This window comes from Streptomyces sp. Ru73 (assembly GCF_002920575.1).
Classification (GTDB): Bacteria; Actinomycetota; Actinomycetes; order Streptomycetales; family Streptomycetaceae; genus Streptomyces.
Window position 1 is genome coordinate 21,262 of the sequence record NZ_PQSQ01000071.1, and the last position, 20,285, is coordinate 41,546.

19 protein-coding genes, 7 tRNA genes and 1 pseudogene are annotated in these 20,285 nt (G+C 74.4%); 10 read left to right on the forward strand and 17 right to left on the reverse strand.

Annotated elements, in window-relative coordinates:
• Nucleotides 1-20 precede the first annotated feature (20 nt).
• Both C3486_RS25825 and C3486_RS25830 read right to left on the reverse strand, forming a co-directional pair.
• Complete coding sequence (locus C3486_RS25825; protein ID WP_103835164.1) at nt 21-1,196, reverse strand: hypothetical protein; 1,176 nt, start codon at nt 1,194-1,196, stop codon at nt 21-23.
• Nucleotides 1,196-1,789, reverse strand: coding sequence for a DUF4365 domain-containing protein (locus tag C3486_RS25830; protein ID WP_103835165.1), 594 nt, complete (start codon nt 1,787-1,789; stop codon nt 1,196-1,198). The genes C3486_RS25825 and C3486_RS25830 overlap by 1 nt, the downstream gene beginning before the upstream one ends.
• Before the next feature lie 238 nt (nt 1,790-2,027).
• On the opposite strand from C3486_RS25830, the gene C3486_RS25835 reads away from it, so the two are divergent.
• Complete coding sequence (locus C3486_RS25835) at nt 2,028-2,753, forward strand: 3'-5' exonuclease (protein ID WP_103835166.1); 726 nt, start codon at nt 2,028-2,030, stop codon at nt 2,751-2,753.
• Nucleotides 2,754-2,828: 75 nt separating this feature from the next.
• Here the strand turns inward: C3486_RS25835 and C3486_RS25840 are convergent.
• The 4 genes from C3486_RS25840 to C3486_RS25855 form a co-directional block, all read right to left on the reverse strand.
• Nucleotides 2,829-2,900: transfer RNA gene (locus C3486_RS25840), tRNA-Val, on the reverse strand.
• 61 nt (nt 2,901-2,961) lie between these two features.
• Entirely contained in the window at nt 2,962-3,432 is a 471-nt protein-coding gene (locus C3486_RS25845; protein WP_103835167.1) for an SRPBCC family protein, read from the reverse strand.
• Nucleotides 3,433-3,583: 151 nt separating this feature from the next.
• Nucleotides 3,584-3,655: transfer RNA gene (locus tag C3486_RS25850), tRNA-Val, on the reverse strand.
• A gap of 96 nt (nt 3,656-3,751) precedes the next feature.
• Nucleotides 3,752-4,183, reverse strand: coding sequence for a TIGR02611 family protein (locus tag C3486_RS25855; protein ID WP_103835168.1), 432 nt, complete (start codon nt 4,181-4,183; stop codon nt 3,752-3,754).
• Between the two features lie 186 nt (nt 4,184-4,369).
• Here C3486_RS25855 and C3486_RS25860 point away from each other — a divergent pair, with 186 nt between their 5' ends.
• Together C3486_RS25860 and C3486_RS25865 are read left to right on the forward strand one after the other, a co-directional pair.
• Nucleotides 4,370-4,783, forward strand: coding sequence for an SsgA family sporulation/cell division regulator (locus tag C3486_RS25860; protein WP_003959770.1), 414 nt, complete (start codon nt 4,370-4,372; stop codon nt 4,781-4,783).
• A 338-nt stretch (nt 4,784-5,121) separates the two neighbouring features.
• Nucleotides 5,122-5,688 carry a CGNR zinc finger domain-containing protein gene (locus tag C3486_RS25865; RefSeq protein WP_103835169.1) on the forward strand — a complete coding sequence of 189 codons (567 nt, stop codon included), beginning with the start codon at nt 5,122-5,124 and terminating at the stop codon, nt 5,686-5,688.
• An 87-nt stretch (nt 5,689-5,775) separates the two neighbouring features.
• Here the strand turns inward: C3486_RS25865 and C3486_RS37450 are convergent, their stop codons facing one another.
• Entirely contained in the window at nt 5,776-5,949 is a 174-nt protein-coding gene (locus tag C3486_RS37450) for a hypothetical protein (RefSeq protein ID WP_181138693.1), read from the reverse strand.
• A 69-nt stretch (nt 5,950-6,018) separates the two neighbouring features.
• Nucleotides 6,019-6,465 (reverse strand): hypothetical protein, encoded by a 447-nt coding sequence (locus tag C3486_RS25870; RefSeq protein ID WP_103835170.1) that lies wholly within the window; start codon nt 6,463-6,465, stop codon nt 6,019-6,021.
• 175 nt (nt 6,466-6,640) lie between these two features.
• Here C3486_RS25870 and C3486_RS25875 point away from each other — a divergent pair, with 175 nt between their 5' ends.
• Entirely contained in the window at nt 6,641-7,168 is a 528-nt protein-coding gene (locus C3486_RS25875; RefSeq protein ID WP_103835171.1) for a DsbA family protein, read from the forward strand.
• A gap of 12 nt (nt 7,169-7,180) precedes the next feature.
• On the opposite strand, the gene C3486_RS25880 is transcribed toward C3486_RS25875, so the two are convergent.
• The 3 genes from C3486_RS25880 to C3486_RS25890 all read right to left on the reverse strand — a co-directional run bounded on the left by C3486_RS25880 (nt 7,181) and on the right by C3486_RS25890 (nt 10,018).
• Nucleotides 7,181-8,014 carry a GNAT family N-acetyltransferase gene (locus C3486_RS25880; RefSeq protein WP_103835172.1) on the reverse strand — a complete coding sequence of 278 codons (834 nt, stop codon included), beginning with the start codon at nt 8,012-8,014 and terminating at the stop codon, nt 7,181-7,183.
• Between the two features lie 127 nt (nt 8,015-8,141).
• Entirely contained in the window at nt 8,142-8,966 is an 825-nt protein-coding gene (locus C3486_RS25885; RefSeq protein WP_103835173.1) for an aminotransferase class IV, read from the reverse strand.
• Nucleotides 8,963-10,018: a chorismate-binding protein gene (locus C3486_RS25890; protein ID WP_103835174.1), complete on the reverse strand. Its 1,056-nt coding sequence runs from the start codon at nt 10,016-10,018 to the stop codon at nt 8,963-8,965. The genes C3486_RS25885 and C3486_RS25890 overlap by 4 nt, the downstream gene beginning before the upstream one ends.
• Nucleotides 10,019-10,207: 189 nt before the next feature.
• Here C3486_RS25890 and C3486_RS25895 point away from each other — a divergent pair.
• The 5 genes from C3486_RS25895 to C3486_RS25915 all read left to right on the forward strand — a co-directional run bounded on the left by C3486_RS25895 (nt 10,208) and on the right by C3486_RS25915 (nt 10,717).
• Nucleotides 10,208-10,280: transfer RNA gene (locus C3486_RS25895), tRNA-Gly, on the forward strand.
• A 35-nt stretch (nt 10,281-10,315) separates the two neighbouring features.
• A tRNA-Cys gene (locus C3486_RS25900) sits at nt 10,316-10,389 on the forward strand.
• Between the two features lies 1 nt (nt 10,390).
• A tRNA-Val gene (locus C3486_RS25905) sits at nt 10,391-10,462 on the forward strand.
• Nucleotides 10,463-10,530: 68 nt separating this feature from the next.
• Nucleotides 10,531-10,602, forward strand: a tRNA-Val gene (locus tag C3486_RS25910).
• A 43-nt stretch (nt 10,603-10,645) separates the two neighbouring features.
• A tRNA-Val gene (locus C3486_RS25915) sits at nt 10,646-10,717 on the forward strand.
• A 104-nt stretch (nt 10,718-10,821) separates the two neighbouring features.
• Here C3486_RS25915 and C3486_RS25920 read toward each other — a convergent pair.
• The 3 genes from C3486_RS25920 to C3486_RS25930 all read right to left on the reverse strand — a co-directional run bounded on the left by C3486_RS25920 (nt 10,822) and on the right by C3486_RS25930 (nt 12,723).
• Nucleotides 10,822-11,100, reverse strand: coding sequence for a zf-TFIIB domain-containing protein (locus C3486_RS25920; RefSeq protein ID WP_103835175.1), 279 nt, complete (start codon nt 11,098-11,100; stop codon nt 10,822-10,824).
• 138 nt (nt 11,101-11,238) lie between these two features.
• Entirely contained in the window at nt 11,239-12,225 is a 987-nt protein-coding gene (locus C3486_RS25925; protein ID WP_374936917.1) for a phosphotransferase family protein, read from the reverse strand.
• 288 nt (nt 12,226-12,513) lie between these two features.
• Complete coding sequence (locus C3486_RS25930; protein ID WP_103835177.1) at nt 12,514-12,723, reverse strand: hypothetical protein; 210 nt, start codon at nt 12,721-12,723, stop codon at nt 12,514-12,516.
• An 851-nt stretch (nt 12,724-13,574) separates the two neighbouring features.
• On the opposite strand from C3486_RS25930, the gene C3486_RS25935 reads away from it, so the two are divergent.
• Nucleotides 13,575-15,293, forward strand: a complete 1,719-nt coding sequence (locus C3486_RS25935; RefSeq protein ID WP_258052991.1) for a serine/threonine-protein kinase — start codon at nt 13,575-13,577, stop codon at nt 15,291-15,293.
• Nucleotides 15,294-15,401: 108 nt separating this feature from the next.
• On the opposite strand, the gene C3486_RS25940 is transcribed toward C3486_RS25935, so the two are convergent.
• The 3 genes and pseudogenes from C3486_RS25940 to cobT all read right to left on the reverse strand — a co-directional run.
• Nucleotides 15,402-16,223, reverse strand: a complete 822-nt coding sequence (locus tag C3486_RS25940) for an RNA methyltransferase (protein ID WP_103835178.1) — start codon at nt 16,221-16,223, stop codon at nt 15,402-15,404.
• Between the two features lie 412 nt (nt 16,224-16,635).
• Nucleotides 16,636-17,877, reverse strand: coding sequence for a uroporphyrinogen-III C-methyltransferase (gene cobA, locus C3486_RS25945; protein ID WP_103835179.1), 1,242 nt, complete (start codon nt 17,875-17,877; stop codon nt 16,636-16,638).
• A 607-nt stretch (nt 17,878-18,484) separates the two neighbouring features.
• Nucleotides 18,485-20,285: pseudogene (gene cobT / locus C3486_RS25950) on the reverse strand (nicotinate-nucleotide--dimethylbenzimidazole phosphoribosyltransferase); the annotation flags it as partial.

Sequence of the window (20,285 nt, forward strand, 5' to 3'; positions counted from 1 at the left end):
GAGTGCGGCGCGCCCGCGGTTCACTCGCCCCCGCACGCCTCCTCGAAGTGGTCCAGGTTCTCCTGCAGCGACTTCAGCAGCCGGTCCCGCTCCCCCTCGTCGACCCGTACGGGCGTGACGCCGCCGGCTCCCGTTATCCGCCGGAAGCCGCCGCGGCTCTCCAGTTGACCGGTCACCCGTACGGGGAGCCCGAGCAGGTGCGCGTGGCCCGCGATCCGGTAGTCCTCCTCGTCGAGGGCGACCCTGACCTGCGCGACGTCGGCGCCGGCCAGGACGCGCAGCCGCACGGCGCCGGGCCCGTCGGGCCGCTCGCGGCGCATCCGCACGACCGTGCCGGTCACGCGCACGGCGAGCGAGGGCTCGTCCCGTACGTAGCGCTGCGCTGCCTGCTGCAGCGCGGGCAGGTCGCCGGGGGTGAACTCGACCGGTTCGGGGCGTGCCGGGCAGCCCGGCGGCGGGCCCTCGGCCGGTGACCAGGCGAGCGTGATGCGGACCCCTTCCGCGCCGCGGACCAGGGAGATCAGCGCCTCGGTCAGCTCGTGGCAGACGCCGAGCTCCACGGCGGCCTCGTACGCCTCCAGACCGCCCGTGGCGCGCTGGTAGTCGGTGGCGTCGCGGGCCGCGTGCAGCGCCCGCTGGAGGCCGGCGACCGTGCCGCGGCCCGCGCCGACCGGTACGTACGCGGTGAGCCGGCGGCCGGCCGGGGCCGGGCCGACCAGCACCTGGTCCAGGAACGCCTCGGCCTGCCGCTTGTGCCGGGCGCCGTGGTACCCGGCACGCGCGTACGTGCCGAGGGCGCCCGCGACCAGCAGCGAGCGGGCGGCCGCGCGCAGCCGTTCCTGCGCGGTCCACAGGGTGGCGCCGGAGCCCTCGTCGGGGACGTCGCGCTCCCAGTGCACCTCGTCGCTGGGCAGCGCGAGGCCGACCAGCACCTCGCGGGCCGAGGGCGCCGCGGTGCGGGCGAGCGCGGCCAGCGCCTCGCCGACCAGGTCGGCGCTGTCGGGGTAGTCGGCGGACTCGGGCACCAGGAGGCTGGTGCCGCCGGTGCCGCCGGGCGGGGTCCAGCGGGCGTACCGGCCCTGCGGGCTGCCCCGGCGCCGCCAGCCGTGCCGCGCCAGGAGGGCGCCGAGGACGGCCGGGTCGACCCGGTCGGGGTCCGGTACGGGGAAGGGGTGGTCTTCGGTCGGCCGGTACATCAGGGTCTCCCTCCCGCCCCGACCCGCGTCATGATCTCGCTGAGCGCGCGGTCGTCGAAGACCCGCGTGGTCGGGATCCGCACTGTGGTCTTGCGCCGCCCGGTGGGCCGGACGCCCGCCAGGTTGGTCCAGTAGCAGCAGTGCCGCAGTTCGAGCCGGTCGTGGCTCGCGCGCAGCCAGTCCTCGGGGCTGCGCGGCACGAGCATCACGACCAGGATCTTGTGCACCGCGACGGGTGTCCGGGCGAGCTTCACGAGGTGGTCGTTGTCCAGCGTGAAGCCGAAGCTGGGCCCCGGGGGCCGCGGCCGGACCTGGTAGGTGCACTTCAGCTGCACCTTGATGGTCACCTCGTCGTCGACGACGTGGCCGGGCGCGCTGTGGCTGACGTGCCAGTCGATGCCGTTGTCCGGGAAGGGCTGGGCGAGCGAGCAGCCGGCGGCAGCGGCGACGGCGTGGAGGTAGCCCACCTGGAGCGTCTCCATGGAGGCGGTGGTGGCGAGCTGGCCGCGCAGCGGTACCGGTCCCTCCCCAGGCTGGGGGTACCGCCCGCTTGCGTGGGACAGCCCGCCCGGTTCGGGCTGCGCGAGCGTCATCGCTCCTGTGCCTTCCGGGCGTTGCTGTGTGATGCCGGTCGAGGTGCGTGGGGGGCGGGAGTGTCCGGACCGCACGGCGGTCCGGCGGACCGCGGGCGAGGCGGTGGCCCCCTCTGTGTTGTCTCCGTGTCAAGTGGTCCGCAAACAAGGGCGGTTCGACAACCGCGGGGGCCGGGTATCACCAGCTCGGGCGGCCCGGGGCAGGCCACCCGCCGCAGGAGCACGAGGAGTTGGGACAATGCCGAGCTGGTTCGACGGGCCGCTTGCTGCCTTCGACACCGAGACCACGGGGATCGATGTGGAGCAGGACCGCATCGTCTCCGCCGCCCTGGTCGTCCAGGAGACGCCCCGCTCGACCCCGCGTGTCACGCGCTGGCTGGTCAATCCCGGAGTGGACATCCCGGAGGCGGCGACGGCGGTGCACGGCCTGACGGCCGACCACTTGGCGATGAACGGCCGCTGGCCGGCGCCGGTGATGGAGGAGATAGCGCGGTCCCTGGCGGAGCAGGCGATGGCGGGCCGGCCGCTGGTCGTGATGAACGCGCCGTTCGATCTGACGCTGCTGGACCGCGAGTTGCGGCGGCACCGCGCGTCCTCGCTCGCGGCATACCTGGGGGCGCAGTCGCTGTGCGTCCTGGACCCGCGGGTGCTGGACAAGCACCTGGACCGGTACCGCAAGGGCCGCCGGACGCTGACGGACCTGTGCGAGCACTACGGCGTCGAGCTGTCCGGGGCACACGAGGCGGCGGCGGACGCGACGGCCGCGCTGCAGGTCGTACGGGCGGTGGGGCAGACGTTCGCGGCACGCCTGGAAGGGCTGAGCGTGGCGGAGCTGCACGCGCTGCAGGCGGTGTGGCACGCGGCGCAGGCGCGGGGCCTGCAGGCGTGGTTCGCGCGCAACGGCACGGAGGAGCCGGTCGACCCGCACTGGCCGCTCCGCCCGGACCTCCCGGCGGCCGCCTGAACGTACGGAGACCTCCCGCTCGTGCGAACACACGCAGAAGGCCGGACCGTTGGTACGGTCCGGCCTCTGTCCGGGTGGGCGATACTGGGTTCGAACCAGTGACCTCTTCGGTGTGAACGAAGCGCTCTCCCACTGAGCTAATCGCCCGGGGTTCTTCGGGGTGTCCCCTGCGAACGACCTGAACAATACAGGTCGCGGGGCCCTCCGTTCAAATCCCTAGCCGGCCGTCCAGCCAGGCGGCCAGTCCGCGCCGTCCGGCCCGCATCATCAGGGCGTGGTTGAGGCGGAAGAACGGGCGCCCCGGGTAGGCCAGCCGCCGCATGAGCGGCCTGCGCACCTCCACCTCCTGCTCGTACAGCGCGCGGGTGCCGGAGCCGTGCGCGCGGACCGTCCAGCGGGCCCAGCCGTCGATGTCCCCGTGCAGCGCCGTCTCCAGGACGCCGGCGGCCGGGTCGTGCCGGGTCTCGCGGGCGGTGATCCGCAGGCTGTAGGGCAGTACGGAACGGATGCGGGCGGTGCCGGAGTGCGCGTCGGTCCGGTGCACCTCGGCGACCTGGGGCCACCAGCGGGGGTAGGACTCGACGCCTTCCAGCGCCGCGTACACGTCCGGGGGCGGCGCGTCGAGCAGCCACACACTGCGGAAGCGGTAGTGATGCGGGCGGGTCGGCCAAGGGGACATGGGGCCAGTGTGCCCGGCGGAACGCTGCGGGGGTGCCCCGACAGGGGGGTGCGGGTGGCGGAGCCCCCGCCAGGCGCGGCGAAGCCGCGCAGAACACGACGAGGGCGAAGCGGTTCGCGTCTTGCGCGAACACACTTCACCCTCGCGATCGTGGGCGATACTGGGTTCGAACCAGTGACCTCTTCGGTGTGAACGAAGCGCTCTCCCACTGAGCTAATCGCCCGGGCGCCGGTGCCGTGCGGCCTGGCGCACGGCCAACATTACCGCATGTCAGCGGGGCTCATGACCATCCTCACCGGCACCGCTCGGCGGCTCGCCGTCAGTGGGGGATCTTCCACGGCATGACGAAGCCGAACTGCCACACGTAGACCGCGAGGCCCGCGGCGATGATCACCAGGCCGATCGTGGTCAGGATGATGTTGCGGCGGCGGACCTTGGGATCGAGGGCCCGCTGGGCGGCCTCGGTGACCTTGCGCTTGGTCCAGCGCAGCACGAGCTGCGCCCAGACGAACTCGGTCGCCCAGATCGCCATGCCGGCGAAGATCACCAGCCAGCCGGGGCCCGGCAGCGGCAGCATGATGATGCCGCCGACGACCACCGCGAGCCCGACGATGAAGATCCCGACCTGCCAGCTCATGTGGAGGGTCCGGGACCGCTTCACGAAATGCGGTGCTTTCGACCCGAGCTTCTGCGGGACCGCAGTGGCGCCCCCCGTGCCGGCGCCCCGGCCCCCGTCACTCTCCGCGTTCATACCGGCAAACCTACCCGAGGTTCCGGGACCCCGCATGGAGGCTCAGGAGGAGTCCGGACTCCTCCGTAAGAGGTACCTGAAGCCACCCAAAACAGTCAGAGGGGTTTACAACACCACCGTAGGTGGCATGTCGATTTCGCCGACGTGCGAACCCCCGAGCGCACACTGAGCGAAAGGCCCTGGCGTATGAACACCACGGTCAGCTGCGAGCTGCACCTGCGCCTCGTTGTGTCGAGCGAGTCCTCACTGCCTGTACCTGCGGGCCTGCGGTATGACACGGCCGATCCTTATGCCGTGCACGCCACCTTCCACACCGGAGCCGAGGAGACCGTCGAGTGGGTATTCGCCCGCGATCTCCTCGCCGAGGGCCTCCACCGGCCCACCGGCACCGGCGACGTCCGCGTCTGGCCGTCCCGTAGCCACGGTCAGGGTGTTGTCTGCATCGCCCTGAGTTCCCCGGAGGGCGAGGCTCTGCTCGAAGCCCCGGCGCGGGCCCTGGAATCCTTCCTGAAGCGCACGGATGCCGCGGTTCCGCCGGGCACCGAGCACCGTCACTTCGATCTCGACACGGAGCTCTCCCACATCCTCGCGGAGAGCTAGAGGAGATCCGCGACCGCGTACCGCGTCAACCGCTCACCACGCGCGCCGTCCGACTCGGGGAGACGGCGCAGAACGGACAAGTTCATACGGCAAGCACCGGCGTCGCCGCCGCGGAATCCACCGCGGCGGCGGCGCCGTCCGCGCTGACCGGCCCGGACGCCGCGCCCCACGGGCCGCAGGAACCTCTCCCGTCGTGTCCGCCGTGCCTTGTTGGAAGCGCTAGAGTCGGCGACCATTCGGCACAAGGGGGTGGCCGGCCGATCGCTGGAGATCCGCCGGCCACCGTCCATGGACCCCGGGGGCGGCAGGGCCCGCCCCCTCCCGGCCAGGGAGCGACCGTGATGATCACCCACGACAGCCGGTGCGCGCTGGAGGCGGTCGTCGACCTCCTGAACACCGCACCAGAGGGCGGGGCCGGCCCGGCCCCCGACACGCTCGGCAACGTGAGGGCGCTGCAGGAGTTCGTCGCGCGCAACGCGATCAGCGACGTGGGCACACTCGGCGAACGGGACCTCGCGGCCGTCCGGTCCGTACGGGCCCGGTTCGCGCAGGTCTTCGCCGCTGACGACGACCGGTCGGCGGCCGAGCTGCTGAACGCGCTGGTCGCGGCGGCGGGGACCACCCCACGCCTCACCGACCACGACGGCTACGACTGGCACGTGCACTACTTCGCGCCGGGCGCTTCGGTGGCCGACCACCTCGCGGCGGACGGCGGGATGGCGCTGGCGTTCCTGGTCGTCGCCGGGGAGCGGGAGCGGCTGCGGCGCTGCGAGGCGCCGGACTGCCGGCACGCCTTCGTCGACCTCTCGCGGAACCGCTCGCGCCGCTACTGCGACAGCCGTACCTGCGGCAACCGGCTGCACGTCGCCGCGTACCGGGCCCGCCGCCGGGAGGCAGCGAGCTGAGCCGGCGGGCCGGTGGACCGTGCCACGGCCGCCGGCCTGCGGCAGGCCGTCGGCCTGCCGCAGGCCCTTTCACCGCAGTCCACCGGCTCACAGCAGGAAGAGGTCGTGCACGGCGCCCACCAGGAGCAGGACGCCGATCACGGTGAGGAACAGCATCAGCGGCGGCTGGGACAGCGCGAACAGGCAGCCGCGGGAAGAGGGAGCAGCAGGGTCTGGGGCCCGGGGAGGGTTCTCCCGGGGCAGGGCGCACTCGTCGTTCATCTCGCGGAGATCATGGCGCAGCCGGTCGCCGCGAGCGGCGCGTAAGTCCCCCGGTAGAGGGGGACTTCCTCAGATTCCGTGCTTTTTCAGGATGGCTTCGATATCGGAGAAGTCGTCCTCGCCGCCGGCCTGTCCTGCGGGCTTGGCGGCGGGCCTGCGGCCGGTGTCACGGCCGGCGCCCAGGGACGGCGCCGAGGCGCCCGGGGCCACCGCGCCGGCCTGCTGCCCGGCGGCCGCGGCGCGGCGCTCCCTGCGCCGTACGGAGCGGCGCTCGGCGAAGCGGCTCACCAGGAACAGCAGCGCGGAGAGCGCCAGCAGGCCGAAGCCCGCCCACACGGCCGGCTTGAGGACCAGCCCCGTGATCCAGTCGAGGATGCCGGTCAGGTCCAGCCCGACGGGGATCAGCGCGAAGGCGGCGATGCGCGTCGCGGCCAGGAAACGCCGGCGGAATGCGGTCAGCGCGGCGATGCCCAGGCCGGCCACCGTAAGCGCGGCGCAGACGGTCGAGGTCAGCATCGGGTCCTCCTGCCGTGAACGGTTCTCCCTCCATCGTGCCCCCTCGCCCGGCCCACCGGCCACGGTGCGGGCCGTCCTCGGGGACGTCTCCGGGTACTTCTCCTCCCCCGGTACCGGTACGGGCGGGCCGCGGGGGCCGTACGGCGGGGTCCTGCGGAGCTGGGAGACTGGGCCCATGAACGACGCCTCCTCCCCCGCAGCGCCCGCCCTCCCCGTCGTCCTGGACGTCTGGTGCGAGCTGCAGTGCCCGGACTGCCACGCGGCCCTCGACGACCTGCGCGCGCTGCGCGAGCGCTACGGCGACCGGCTGGAGATCCGGCTGCGCCACTTCCCGCTGGAGAAGCACAAGCACGCCTACGCCGCGGCCCAGGCCGCCGAGGAGGCCATCGAGCAGGGCCAGGGATGGCCGTACGTGGAGGCCGTGCTCGGGCGCACCGGGCAGCTGGCGAAGCAGGGCGAGAAGCTGCTTCTGCAGGTGGCCGGCGAGCTGGGCCTGGACGCAGAGGAGATGGACACCGCGCTGATCGACGGGCGGCACCTGCTGATCGTCGACGCGGACCAGGCCGAGGGCCGGGCGATCGGCGTCACCGGCACGCCCACGTACGTCATCGGCGGCGAGCGGCTGGACGGCGGCAAGAGCCAGGAGGGGCTGCGGGCCCGCATCGAGGAGATCGCCGACCGGCTGCTCGCCGGGGCCGAGTGACGCCCCTGCGCCTCACAGCAGCGGCTTCCACAGCCAGTGCTCGGTGATCCGGTAGTCCAGGGACTCGTACAGCCGGCGGGCCACGGTGTTGTCCGCGTACACGTTCAGTCCGAGCCAGTCGCGCCCGGCGGCCAGGCACTCCCGCTCGGCTATGCCCATCAGGGTGCGCCCGTGGCCGCGGCCGCGGTGCTCGGGCGCGACCTTGACGTCGTACACATAGCCGGCGCCCGGCTCGTCCGGCACGTCCAGCGCCGTCCAGACGGTGCCCACGTCCGTGCCCTCGTGGCTCAGGACGCGCAGGCTCTGGCCCGGCGTGTGGACGCCGTCGGGCAGCAGCAGCCGGTGGCTGGCCGCCACCAGCTCGGTGAGCCGGTCCGCCGGCTCGCCCTGGGCGGTCATGACCCGTACGAACTCCTCCTGCGCCGCCTTCTGCCAGCCGGGGTAGGCCGCCTCGTCCAGCGGCCGGTCGGTGCTGCCGGGCGGCAGTTCCGGCGGGGCGGTGAGCTCCTTGCGCATGCGGTGGGCGCGCGGGGTGTAGCCCAGCGCGGCGCCGAGCCGCAGCGCGGGCGTGGCGTCGGCCGGCACGAACAGCTCGATGCGCCGGCAGCCCCAGCCGCGCAGCACCTCTTCGGCGGCCAGCGCCGCGACGGTGGCACGGCCGCGCCGCCGGTCGGCCTCGGCGATCCACAGGTCGCCGAGGCGGCCGGTGGGCACCGCCGACCGCGGGTCGGTGGTGAGCCGGAGCCGGCCGACGGGGCGGCTGTTGACGCAGACGTCGTACTTGCGGGCCCGGGCGCCGCCCTCCAGGCGTTCTTCCGGGCCGGTGGGGCGCAGCGTTGTGGTCACGCTGTTGTTCTACCCGCGTACGGCGCCTCAGACATCGGCCGGGCCGGCAGTCGCCGGTGCCCCGGCCCGGACCCGGCCCGGCACGGCCCGCTCGGCGCCGGTTCTCAGCGGGCCGCGCCCGGCGCGCTCAGCGCGGGTCGGGGTCGGCGGCGGCGCGCTCGGCGAAGATCCGCATGGCCTTGGCGGTCACCGGGCCGGGACCGTCACCGAGCTGCCGCCCGTCGTTGCGGGTGACGGCCTGGACGTCGCGCAGCGTGGAGGTCAGGAAGATCTCCTCGGCCCGCTCCAGGACGTCCAGCGGCAGGTCGGTCTCCTTGGCGCCGGTCCATTCGACGGTCAGCGCGCGGGTGATGCCGGCCAGGCATCCGGACTCCAGCGGCGGGGTGTGCAGTTCACCGTCGAGCACGACGAAGACGTTCGAGCCGGTGCCCTCGCACAGCTGCCCCACCGTGTTGCCGAACAGCGCCTCGCTGGCGCCCTGCTGCCGGGCGCGCGCCAGGGCGACCACGTTCTCCGCGTACGAGGTGGTCTTCAGGCCGGTCAGCGCGCCGCGCTCGTTGCGGGTCCAGGGCACGGTGATGGTCGCCGTGGTGTCGGGCCTGCGGGTCGTCTCGCCCAGCGCGACGACGAGGGTGGGGCGGTCCTCGCCGCGGTCCGAGCCGAGCGGCGAGTGGCCGCCGGTGTAGGTGATGCGCAGCCGGCCGAGCGGCATCGGGTTGGCGGCGAGGACGGCGTCGCAGGCGCGGCGCACCTCGTCCTCGTCGGGGTCGGGCAGGCCGAGGCCGCGGGCCGACCGGGTCAGCCGGTGGAGGTGCCGGGTGAGCGCGAAGGCCCGGCCGTGCTCGGCCTTCACGGTCTCGAAGATCCCGTCGCCGACCGTCAGTCCGTGGTCGAAGACGGAGACCCGGGCGCCGTCGGCATCCCGCAGTTCCCCGTCGAGCCAGATCTTCATCGCGTCGTTCCTCCAGTCGTTCGGTACGTCTCCGACGCTACCGCCAGCAGGCGTGCCGCCTTCAGCTCGGTCTCGTCCCATTCCCGGTCGGGGTCGGAGCCCCAGGTGATGCCGGCGCCGGTGCCGAAGCGCAGCACCGGCCCCGCGGCGGCCCGCCGGTCGATCCAGAAGGTCCGGATGCCGACGGCCAGCTCGCCGGTGCGCCGGTCGGCGTCGACCCAGCCGATGCCGCCGCAGTACGGGCCGCGGGGCGCGGTCTCCAGCGACTCGATGATGTCCAGCGCGCTGCGCTTGGGGGCGCCGGTGACGGAGCCGGGCGGGAACGTGCCGACGAGCAGCTCGGGCCAGCCGGCCCCCTCGGCAAGCTCGCCGCGGACGGTGGAGACGAGGTGGACCAGTCCGGGGTGGGGCTCGACGGCGCAGAGCGCGGGGACGGTGACCGAGCCGGTGGCGCAGACCCGTCCCATGTCGTTGCGGACCAGGTCCACGATCATCACGTTCTCGGCGTGGTCCTTCTCCAGCAGGTCGTCGGCGGTGCGGCCGGTGCCCTTGATGGGCCCGGACTCGACCGTGCGGCCGTCGCGGCGCAGGTACAGCTCGGGCGAGGCGGTGGCGACCTCGACGCCGTGCGCGGGGAGGCGAACCGTTCCGGCATACGGCGCGGGGTTGCCGTGGGCCAGCAGCGCGGTCAGGGCGTCCACGTCGGCGTGGTCCGGCTCGGGCAGCGGCGCGGAGAGGATGCGGCAGAGGTTCGCCTGGTAGACCTCGCCGGCCGCGATGTGCTCGCGTATCCGGCGGACGCCCGCGGTGTAGGCGGCGCGGTCCAGCGAGCTGGTCCAGGCGCTCGGTGCGGGCCCGCGCCAGGCACCGCGGGGGCCGCCGCCGGGGTCCTCCCGTACGTCGCCGAAGCGCGCGCACACGAGGCGGCCTTCGAAGTCGGCGACGACCGCCCACCAGCCGGCGGAGTCCAGGGCCGCGGGATCGCTGGTGACGTCGCGCAGGTCAGAGGCGAGGAGGCCGCCGAAGCGGGCCATCGGAGGCAGGTCGGGCACGCCGTCGAGTCTAGGACGGCACCCCGGCCGCCGCCCTGGTCGAGCGAGGACCGCAGCACGCTGCACAAACGCGTTTTTGTACTGGCCCAGGAATCCGCTAGAGTTCAACACGTCGCCGGGACGCGGAAGCGAAAAGCGGAAGCCGACCGAAGACAGCAGCTCCCAGGCGTTAGTCTGGGGGAGGCACCTGCGGACATAGCTCAGTTGGTAGAGCGCAACCTTGCCAAGGTTGAGGTCGCGAGTTCGAGCCTCGTTGTCCGCTCTGAGTGGGGGATCTTCCCGAACCCCTGCACTCCTGGTGGAGTGGCCGAGAGGCGAGGCAACGGCCTGCAAAGCCGTCTACACGGGTTCAAATCCCGTCTCCACCTCCAAGGACGATTAGCTCAGCGGGAGAGCGCTTCCCTGACACGGAAGAGGTCACTGGTTCAATCCCAGTATCGTCCACTGGTCCGCAAGGATCCGGTCCCCAGGGACCCGGCCCCCGAAGACCATGATCTAATAGAGATCACCCCGCGCGATTAGCTCAGCGGGAGAGCGCTTCCCTGACACGGAAGAGGTCACTGGTTCAATCCCAGTATCGCGCACGCAGTGCCCATGGCTCACTTCATGGAGTGACCGTGGTCCCGAGGACGATTAGCTCAGCGGGAGAGCGCTTCCCTGACACGGAAGAGGTCACTGGTTCAATCCCAGTATCGTCCACACACAGGACGAAGGGCCGGAGCAGACGCTCCGGCCCTTCGTCGTTCTGTCGTCGTTGCCGCGCCGGGCGCCCGGCCCGCCGAGGGCCGGGCGGGCACCGGCGATCAGGAGGAGAAGAGCATCCGGCCGAAGCTGCGGTGCCCGTGGTGTCCATGGTGGCCGTGGTGCCCATGGTGCGGCGCGCCCCAGGCGGGCGCGGCCGGGTAGGCCTGCGGCGCGGGCGGGGGCGGCGGGGCCTGCTGCGTCCACTGGGCCTCCAGGCGGGTCAGCGACTCCAGCTCGCCGTAGTCCAGGAAGATCCCGCGGCAGCCGGAGCACTGCTCGATCTGGACCCCGTTCCGGTTGTACGTGTGCATCGGCGCATGGCACTTGGGACACTGCATGTCGGCTCAACTCCTGTGGTCGCACGGCGGCGGCGAAGGAACCTCCGTCCGCCGTTGGTGTGTTCACCCTACGGCCGGAAGTACCGCCTCAACTGCCCCGGTGCGTAACAGCTTGTCACCAGACGACCGGGCGCGGAGTCAGCCCATCCGGGCGCAGGAGTCGACGAGCGCGCCCTCCGCCTCGTCCAGCGCGCGGCCCTCGGGGGCGGCCTTGGCCACGGCGAGCGCGGCGGTCTGGACCGTCAGGGCGCGGGCGGGCACGTCGAGTTCGGGCCACGGGTCCCCCTCGGGCCGTACGGCACGGCCGCCCGCGGCCCGGTACGCACCGAGGAACCGCGCCCATACCTCGCCCGCCAGCAGCCCGCTCGCGAACCACGCGGCAGGCCGGGCGAGGTCCCAGCCCGGCTCCCCCACCCCGAGGTCGTCGACGTCGATGAGCAGCCAGCGCCCGTCGGGCTCGGGATGCCGCACCAACTGGCCCAGGTGCAGGTCACCGTGGCAGAGCAGGCCGGGGCCGGGCATGGGTGCCTCGTCGCGCGCCCAGGCGGGCAGCGTTGCCCAACCGGCCTCCACCGCGCGGGCGGCCGCCGCCAGGGACGGCACCGCGGCGACCGGCGCCGACCGCATCCGGGCCAGCGCCCGGGCGGCCTTGGCCGGGCCCCGCATCGGCGGGACCGGGCCGGGCAGCGCCTCGGGGTCCACGGCGTGCAGCCGCGCGAGCAGCCGGGCCGCGTCCTCCCAGGGCGCGGCGGCCGGATCGTCCGGCGCGACCGGCCGCCCGTACGGCCAGCGGGTCAGCGGACGCCCGTCCTCGTACCGGAGCAGGTAGCCGTCCGGGCCTGCGACGGGGAGCGGGGGCAGCAGCGTGCCGTGCAGCAGCGGATGGGCGGCGATGCGCAGCCGCACGGCGAGCGCGGCGGCGTCGCAGTCGGGCGCGTGCGCCTTGGCGACGGTCCGCCCGGTGCGGACCACGGTGCCGTCGGGCCGGTCGGCGAGGACGGCGGGGCGTTCGGGAGCGGAGGTGCCGGCTACGGAGTGTGCGCGAGCGGGGGCACCGACGGCGGGACCGTCGGGGGCACGGGTGGCGGACTCGGACGTCACAGCCGTCTCGGAGAGCGCCGCCAGGCGGCGTATCAGGGCGCGGGACAACGTTCCCCCTCGGCTCGTACGGACCCGGCTCGTGCAGAGCGCACCGGCCGGCCCCGCCGCTGGGATCGTACGCACCGCCTCCCGGGCGGCAGCCGGGCACCCCTCCGCCGGTTTCCGGACGCGCGAAGGCCGGGCACCTCCCCAGATGCCCGGCCCTTCGTGCCGTCCGCCGCACCCCCGTCCCCACGGGGTCAATCGGCCGGAGGCTTGTCCCCGGAGCGCCGTATGGCTCCGGTCCCGGACCGCTCTACCGGGACCGGCGTGTCAGCGCCCCAGCATTCCGGCCACGGACGACGCCTGTGTCATGACGGCGTCCCAGCCGCCGAACACGACGGCGAGCAGCACCGCCAGCGGCAGCACCATGGCCGCCGCCACCAGCGGATGACGGGTGCCGGCGGGCTGGTGCCCACCGAACGCGGTGGCCGCCCTGCGCCCCTGCGTACGGATCACCGACCGTCCTGCCGTGCCCGCCATCGCCCCGCTCCCCTCGTTCACAGCGGCGGGCGTCCGACCTCGGGGGACGAGTACCGCGCCCACCGCTTGACCTCCACACTAGGCAGCCGGGACGCGCGGGTCGTCAGCCCGACGTACTGATCACCGGGCCTCCAGGAGGATGACAGGACGCCGCCGCATGTACTCCCGTGGGTGGAGACCGGGGGTGGCGGGTGGGGGACATCCCGGAGGGGGCGGGCGGGGCGGGGCGAGCGCCTGCCCGAGCGCCGGGTCCGCCCGGACGGCGGGGTTCACCGGGGCCGGGGCCGCCGGGGGCGGGGTCGCCGGGCCGGGCCCACCGGGAACGGGATCACCGGAACCGAGGCACCGGGGGGGGCACCAGGGCCGCCGGGTGTCCGAGCGGGCAAGGGGGCCGGGGGCCGGTCAGGCGCCGCGGATGCCCGGTCGTACTCCGGGGCCGGGGCCGCCGGAGGCCCTCCGTATGCCCGAGTGTGCGCCGGGAGGACCCCTTGGCGTGACTTCGGTCACTTCCGCCTCTCCCCCGGCACCCACCGGCCGGGCCCGCGTACCGGGCCGCCGCACCGCGTGGCCGCCTTCCGCTCCCGTACCGCAGTGCCGGACACCGCCGCCCGGCCGCCGCCCACCGGCCCGTCAATCCCCCTGCCGCCGCCGACCCTTGGGACCGGGCGGCGGAACTCGGCGCTGCGGGAGGCGGATTCCACCTCCGCCGGGTACGCCGTCCGCCGGCCGCCCGCAATCCATGGCCGACGCATGCGCGGCCTGACAGCGCAACGCGTCGTCAATCCGTAAGCTGTGGCACGTCAGACGGATGCAGCGGAGTGGGGCCTCCCCACCGCAGGTAGGGGACGGACATGGCGATGATGCGGCTCCGGCGCGAGGATCCGCGGGTCGTCGGCTCGTTCCGGCTGCACCGGCGGCTGGGCGCCGGCGGCATGGGCGTGGTCTACCTCGGGTCCGACAAGCGCGGCCAGCGGGTGGCACTGAAGGTGATCCGCCCCGACCTGGCCGAGGACCACGAGTTCCGCTCCCGCTTCGCGCGCGAGGTGCAGGCCGCGCGGCGGATCCGGGGCGGCTGCACGGCGCGGCTGGTGGCGGCCGACCTGGACGCGGACCGCCCGTGGTTCGCCACCCAGTACGTACCGGGGCCCTCGCTGCACGACAAGGTCAACGACGAGGGCCCGCTGCCCCCGGCGCAGGTCGCCACGATCGGCGCCGCGCTCTCCGAGGGGCTGCTCGCCGTGCACGACGCGGGCGTGGTCCACCGTGACCTGAAGCCGTCGAACATCCTGCTCTCCCCCAAGGGCCCGCGGATCATCGACTTCGGCATCGCCTGGGCGACCGGCGCGAGCACGCTCACGCACGTCGGCACGGCCGTCGGTTCGCCCGGCTTCCTGGCGCCCGAGCAGGTGCGCGGCGCGGCCGTCACGCCCGCGACGGACATCTTCGCGCTCGGGGCCACGCTGGCGTACGCCTGTACCGCGGACTCGCCCTTCGGGCACGGCAGTTCCGAGGTCATGCTCTACCGCGTGGTGCACGAGGAGGCGCAGCTGGCCGGGGTGCCCGAAGCGCTGGTGCCGCTGATCGAGTCGTGCCTGGCCAAGGACCCGGCCGAACGCCCCAGCACGCTGTCGCTGTCGCTGCGGCTGAAGGAGATCGCCGCGCGTGAGGCGCACGGGCTCTCCGACGGCCCGGTGGAGGGGCTGCCCGGTGAGGCGCTGATCCGTACGGAGCGGGGCGCGCCGGAACGTGCCCCGGGCCGCCGGGCGGAGGAGTTCGTACGCCAGCGCGCGGACGAACGGCGTACGCCCGGGGGGCCGAACACGCCGCGGCCGCAGTCCTCCTCACGGCCTTCCGTGTCCCGCCCGTCCGGTTCCCGGTCGGGTGCGGGCTCGCAGGGCGGCTGGCCACCCGCGCCGGGGCACAGCAGCGGCGGACGGCCCGCGCCGGCGAGCGGCGGCGGCAGCGGTTCACGGGGCGCTTCCCCGTCCTCGAACGGACGTTCTTCCTCGCCCGGTTCGAACGGCAGGTCGGCGCCCGTCGGCTCCAACGGCCGCTCGTCCGCCGCCGGCCCGGCCGGCCGCGCGACGCCGGCGGGCTCGAACGGCCGGTCGGGGCCCTCTTCCCACGGCAAGTCCGGCCCGCACGGCAGGACCGGGGGCCCGCACTCCGAAGGACGCTCCGGCGGACGCCCGGCGGGGCGTGTGCCGGGTGCCCGCTCGGCGGGGCGAAACGGTTCTCGGCCGGCCGCGCGCACGACGTCGGGCGGCCGCCGCCCGGCGGGCCCCGACCGCCGCCTGCTGCGCCAGCGCCTCATCGTGTTCGTCACGGTGACCCTGCTCGTGGCCCTCGGCATCGCCGCGGCCCAGGGCTGCCAGGGCCCCACCCGCGGCCTGGGAGTACTGGGCTCGCCCCACGGCGAACGCACCCACGCCACGGGGGCGCGTGAGACGGGTACGCGTGAGGCGAGTACGCCTGCCATGGCCACGCCTGGTGACACGGGTACGCCTGCTGCGGACGGCCAAGCGCCGCGGGGCGCCCAGGCGGCTCCGGAGGCGGAGCGCAGCCGGTAGCACCGGCGGAAGCGGTACGACCGGCGGGATCGGCCGACCGGCGGACTCAGTGCTCGGTAAGGCGGACGACGGCCCGGGAGTGAGCGGAGCTCAGGCCGAGCCCGGAGCTCAGGCCGAGCCCGGGCGGCCCGTGGCGACCGCGTAGAAGGCCACCGCCGCGGCCGCGCCGACGTTCAGCGAGTCGACGCCGTGCGCCATCGGGATGCGCACCCACTCGTCGGCGGCGACCAGGGCCTGCCGGGACAGCCCGTCGCCCTCGGCGCCGAGCATCAGCGCGGCCCGCTCCAGGCGGTGCGGCGCCGCGTCGTCGATGGCGGTCGCCTTCTCGTCGGGCGTGAGCGCGAGCAGCTTGAAGCCCGCTTCCCGTACGGTCTCCAGGCTCCGCGGCCACTGCTCCAGCCGCGCGTACGGCACGGAGAAGACCGCACCCATCGACACCTTCACCGACCGCCGGTAGAGCGGGTCGGCGCAGTCCGGCGAGAGCAGTACGGCGTCCATGCCGAGGGCCGCGGCGCTGCGGAAGATCGCGCCGATGTTGGTGTGGTCGTTGACCGCTTCCATGACGACGACGCGGCGCGCCGAGGCGAGCAGGTCGCTCGCCTCCGGGAGCGGCTTGCGCTGCATGGAGGCGAGCGCGCCGCGGTGCACGTGATAGCCCGTCACCTGCTCGGCGAGCTTGGGGTCGATCGCGTACACCGGGGCCGGCACCTCGTCGATGACGTCCCGCATGACGTCGACCCACTTGGCGGAGAGCAGCATGGACCGCATCTCGTACCCGGCGTGCCGGGCGCGCCGGATCACCTTCTCGCCCTCGGCGATGAACAGCCCCTCGGCTGGTTCGCGCCTGCGGCGCAGCTCCACGTCGGTGAGGCCGGTGTAGTCGCGCAGCCGGGGGTCGTCGGGGTCGTCGACGGTGATGATGTCTGCCACGGGTCGATGGTGCCTTGTCGTCGTTGCGGTTCCCATGCCGGGACCACATTTTGTTACCTGCGGTTACGGGCCGAAGACCCGAGGTGGGCCCAGTGGCCCGAGGTGGGAGCCGGTGGCCCGAGGTGGGCCCAGTGGCCCGAGGTGGGGGCCGGTGGTCCAAGGTAGGACCGGTGGCCCGAGGTAGGACCGGTGAACCGGAATACCCCTGTGGACAACGCGTTCCGCCGTCTCCACCTCGTATATAACCCCAGCAAAGGGGGCCCAGGTGGCGAAGCGTCACTGCACGGGGGCCCGGCACCGGCCGTGGCGCCACCGGCCACGGCGCGCGCTCGGCCGTGACGCGCGCGGGCCGTGACACGCACCAGCCGTGGCGCGCGCCGGCCACGGCGCCGGGCGGATCCGCCGGTCGGGCTTACGGGGTGAAGGTCTTGGCCGCGTTCACCACGTCGCCGATGACGATGACGGCGGGCGGGCGGACGTCCTCCTCCTTGACCCGCGCCCCGACCGTCTCCAGGGTCGCGTCGACGCGGCGCTGGGTGGCCATCGTGCCCTCCTGGACCACGGCGACCGGGGTGTCGGCGGGCCGCCCGTGCCGTACGAGCGCCGCGGAGATCGCGCCGATCTTCTCGACGCCCATCAGGATCACGAGCGTGCCGCGCAGCTTGGCCAGCGCCGCCCAGTCGACCAGCGAGCGCGGGTCCTCGGGCGCCACATGGCCGGAGACGACGGTGAACTCGTGGGCCACGCCCCGGTGCGTCACCGGCACGCCGACCGCGCCGGGCACGCTGATGGAGCTGGAGATGCCGGGTACGACCGTGCAGGTGATGCCCTCGGCGGCCAGCGCCTCGGCCTCCTCCATGCCGCGTCCGAAGACGAACGGGTCGCCGCCCTTGAGACGCACGACCGCCTTGCCGGCCTTGGCGTGCTCGATGAGCGCGTTGTTGATGGCCTCCTGGGCCATGAACCGGCCGTACGGGATCTTCGCCGCGTCGATGACCTCCACATGCGGCGGCAGCTCGTCCAGCAGGTCACGGGGGCCGAGCCGGTCGGCGATCACGACGTCCGCCTCGGCGAGCAGCCGGCGGCCGCGCACGGTGATCAGGTCGGGGTCGCCGGGTCCGCCGCCGACCAGCGCGACGCCGGCGGTACGGCGGCGGTGGTGCGGCGCTGCGATCGTGCCGTCCCGCAGGCCCTCGACGATGGCGTCGCGTACGGCGGCGGCGCGGCGCGGGTCGCGCCCCGCGGTGTCGGTGTTGAGGACCGCGACCGTGACGCCCTCGCTGCGGCCGGTGGCCGGCGTCCAGGCGGTGGCGGCCTCGGCGTCGTCGGAGCGCACCGCCCAGACGCGGTTCTCCTCGGCCTCCTGGGAGGCGGCGGCGTTGGCCGCGTCGTCGTCGGTGGAGATCAGCGCGTACCAGGCGTCCGCGAGGTCGCCCGGCCGGTACGTACGCCGCTCCCAGGTCAGCTCGCCGGCGTCGGCCATGGCCTCGACGGAGGGGGTGGCGGACGGCGAGATGAGCAGGACGTCGGCGCCAGCGGCGATCAGGCCGGGCAGCCGGCGCTGGGCGACCTGGCCGCCGCCCAGCACCACGACCCGGCGGCCGGACAGGCGCAGGCCGACGGGATAGGCGGCGTGCTCGGAGGGAACGGCCATGGCGGTACGGCTCCTTGTACGGGTGATGCGGGGCCGCTTCGGCGCTGGAGCGGCGTGAGGGTGGTGGTGCGGCCGGTGCGGGCGGCCACGCGTTCCGGCCCACAGCCTATTTGGCCGCGGGGCGGGGGTCATGCGGGGGCGGCGCCGGGGCGGCCGCCGGGTGTCCTCCGGGGACGGGGGTGTCCACCGAGGACAGTGCTGTCCATCGGGGACGAGGGTGTCCGCGGAGGACGGTGCTGTCCACCGGGGACGGGGGTGTCCCCGGGGGGGGCGGTGGCCCCCGGAGGACTGTGGTCTTCGGGGACTCGCCGGGTACGTGCCTGGCGGCCTGCGCCCCCGCGTGGCTGCCGGGGCGCTTCGGGCTCCCCCCCGCGGGCGGCTGCGGGACGCTCCGCCAGGCTCGTGCCCAGCCAGCGCCGGAGCACCGAAGCGCCGGAGCACCGAAGCGCAAGAGCGCGGGTGGCCGACGGTCCCCGGCGCGCCCGAGGGCGGGCCCCACGCGGCCGGTGCGGGCGTGGGGCCCACGCGGGGAACACCCCGTGCGGCGGACGGCCCGGGCGTGGGGACGCCCGCCGGTACAGCTGCCCGGCGAGCCGTCCCCCGGCGGTCAGCCCTTCTCGGTGACTCCCGCGGAATCGAACGTGGCGACCTCGTGCATCGCACGCGCCGCGCTCTGCACGATCGGCAGCGCGAGCAGCGCGCCGGTGCCCTCGCCGAGACGCAGGTCGAGGTCGACCAACGGGCGCAGACCCAGCTTGGTCAGGGCCGCGACGTGGCCCGGTTCGGCGCTGCGGTGGCCCGCGATGCACGCGGCCAGCGCCTCGGGGGCCACGGCCCGCGCGACCAGCGCGGCCGCGCCGGCGCTCACGCCGTCCAGGATCACCGGCGTACGCAGCGAAGCGCCGCCGAGGATCAGGCCGACCAGCGCGGCGTGCTCCAGGCCGCCGACGGCCGAGAGGACGCCGATCGGGTCGGACGGGTCCGGCTGGTGCAGTTCGAGCGCGCGGCGGACGACGTCGACCTTGCGGGCGTGCGTCTCGTCGTTGATGCCCGTGCCGCGCCCCGTGACCTCGGCCGGGTCGGAGCCGGTGTAGACGGAGATGAGCGCCGCCGACGCAGTGGTGTTCGCGATCCCCATCTCGCCGGTGAGCAGCGCCTTGTTCCCGGCCGACACCAGGTCGCGGGCGGTCTCGATGCCCACCTCGATGGCCTTGAGGACGTCCTCGCGGGGCATCGCGGGCCCGGCGGTCATGTCGTCCGTGCCGGGGCGTACGTTGCGCGGCAGCAGGCCGGGGGTGGCCGGCAGCTCGGACTTCACGCCGACGTCCACGACGCAGACCTCGGCGCCGACCTGGTTGGCGAAGGCGTTGCAGACCGCGCCGCCGCCGAGGAAGTTGGCGACCATCTGGCCGGTGACCTCCTGGGGCCACGGGGTGACGCCCTGGGCGTGCACGCCGTGGTCGCCCGCGAAGATCGCCACGGCGGCGGGCTCCGGGATGGGCGGCGGGCACTTCCGCGACAGGCCGCACAGCTGCGCCGAGATGATCTCCAGCATGCCGAGCGCGCCGGCCGGCTTGGTCATCCGCTTCTGGCGCTCCCACGCCTCGCCGAGCGCCTTGGCGTCCAGCGGGCGGATGCCCTGCAGGGTCTCCTGGAGCAGGTCGTGCGGTTCGGCGCCGGGAAGCGCGCGGCGCCCGTACGTCTCCTCGTGCACGACCCAGGACAGCGGGCGGCGCTTGGACCACCCGGCCTGCATCAGCTCCGGCTCCTCCGGGAACTCGTCGACGTACCCGACGCACAGGTATGCGACGACCTCCAGGTGGTCGGGCAGGCCCAGCTCACGGACCATCTCGCGCTCGTCGAAGAAGCTGACCCAGCCGACGCCGAGGCCCTCGGCGCGCGCGGCGAGCCAGAGGTTCTCCACGGCGAGCGCGGAGCTGTACGGCGCCATCTGCGGCTGGGTGTACCGGCCGAGCGTGTGGCGGCCGCCGCGGGTGGGGTCGGCCGTGACGACGATGTTGACCGGCGTGTCGAGGATCGCCTCGATCTTCAGCTCGCGGAACTGCTTCGCGCGCGCCTTGGGCAGCGACTTCGCGTACGCCTCGCGCTGCTGCATCGCCAGCTCGTGCATCCGCTCGCGGGTCTCGGCGGACCGGATGACGACGAAGTCCCAGGGCTGGGAGTGGCCGACGCTGGGTGCGGTGTGCGCCGCTTCCAGGACGCGCAGCAGTACGTCGTTGGGGATCGGGTCGTTGCGGAAGCCGTTCCGGATGTCGCGGCGCTCGCGCATGACGCGGTGTACGCCGCACGCTCCTCGTCGCCGTAACCGGCGGCGGGGTCGGCGGGGCGCGGCGCCGGGGCCTCGGGCGCCTCGGCGTCCGCGGCGGGCTGCCCGGCGTCGGCGGGGG

Bases quoted from the DNA above. Each gene is read 5' to 3' on its own strand.
- cobA (WP_103835179.1), bottom strand. From the start codon at position 17,877: ATGGCCGTTCCCTCCGAGCACGCCGCCTATCCCGTCGGCCTGCGCCTG.
- C3486_RS25920 (WP_103835175.1), bottom strand. From the start codon at position 11,100: ATGCAGTGTCCCAAGTGCCATGCGCCGATGCACACGTACAACCGGAAC.
- C3486_RS25885 (WP_103835173.1), bottom strand. From the start codon at position 8,966: ATGAAGATCTGGCTCGACGGGGAACTGCGGGATGCCGACGGCGCCCGG.
- C3486_RS25830 (WP_103835165.1), bottom strand. From the start codon at position 1,789: ATGACGCTCGCGCAGCCCGAACCGGGCGGGCTGTCCCACGCAAGCGGG.
- C3486_RS25825 (WP_103835164.1), bottom strand. From the start codon at position 1,196: ATGTACCGGCCGACCGAAGACCACCCCTTCCCCGTACCGGACCCCGAC.
- C3486_RS25935 (WP_258052991.1), top strand. From the start codon at position 13,575: ATGGCGATGATGCGGCTCCGGCGCGAGGATCCGCGGGTCGTCGGCTCG.
- C3486_RS25845 (WP_103835167.1), bottom strand. From the start codon at position 3,432: ATGTCCCCTTGGCCGACCCGCCCGCATCACTACCGCTTCCGCAGTGTG.
- C3486_RS25835 (WP_103835166.1), top strand. From the start codon at position 2,028: ATGCCGAGCTGGTTCGACGGGCCGCTTGCTGCCTTCGACACCGAGACC.
- C3486_RS25870 (WP_103835170.1), bottom strand. From the start codon at position 6,465: ATGCTGACCTCGACCGTCTGCGCCGCGCTTACGGTGGCCGGCCTGGGC.
- C3486_RS37450 (WP_181138693.1), bottom strand. From the start codon at position 5,949: ATGAACGACGAGTGCGCCCTGCCCCGGGAGAACCCTCCCCGGGCCCCA.
- C3486_RS25930 (WP_103835177.1), bottom strand. From the start codon at position 12,723: ATGGCGGGCACGGCAGGACGGTCGGTGATCCGTACGCAGGGGCGCAGG.
- C3486_RS25860 (WP_003959770.1), top strand. From the start codon at position 4,370: ATGAACACCACGGTCAGCTGCGAGCTGCACCTGCGCCTCGTTGTGTCG.
- C3486_RS25875 (WP_103835171.1), top strand. From the start codon at position 6,641: ATGAACGACGCCTCCTCCCCCGCAGCGCCCGCCCTCCCCGTCGTCCTG.
- C3486_RS25855 (WP_103835168.1), bottom strand. From the start codon at position 4,183: ATGAACGCGGAGAGTGACGGGGGCCGGGGCGCCGGCACGGGGGGCGCC.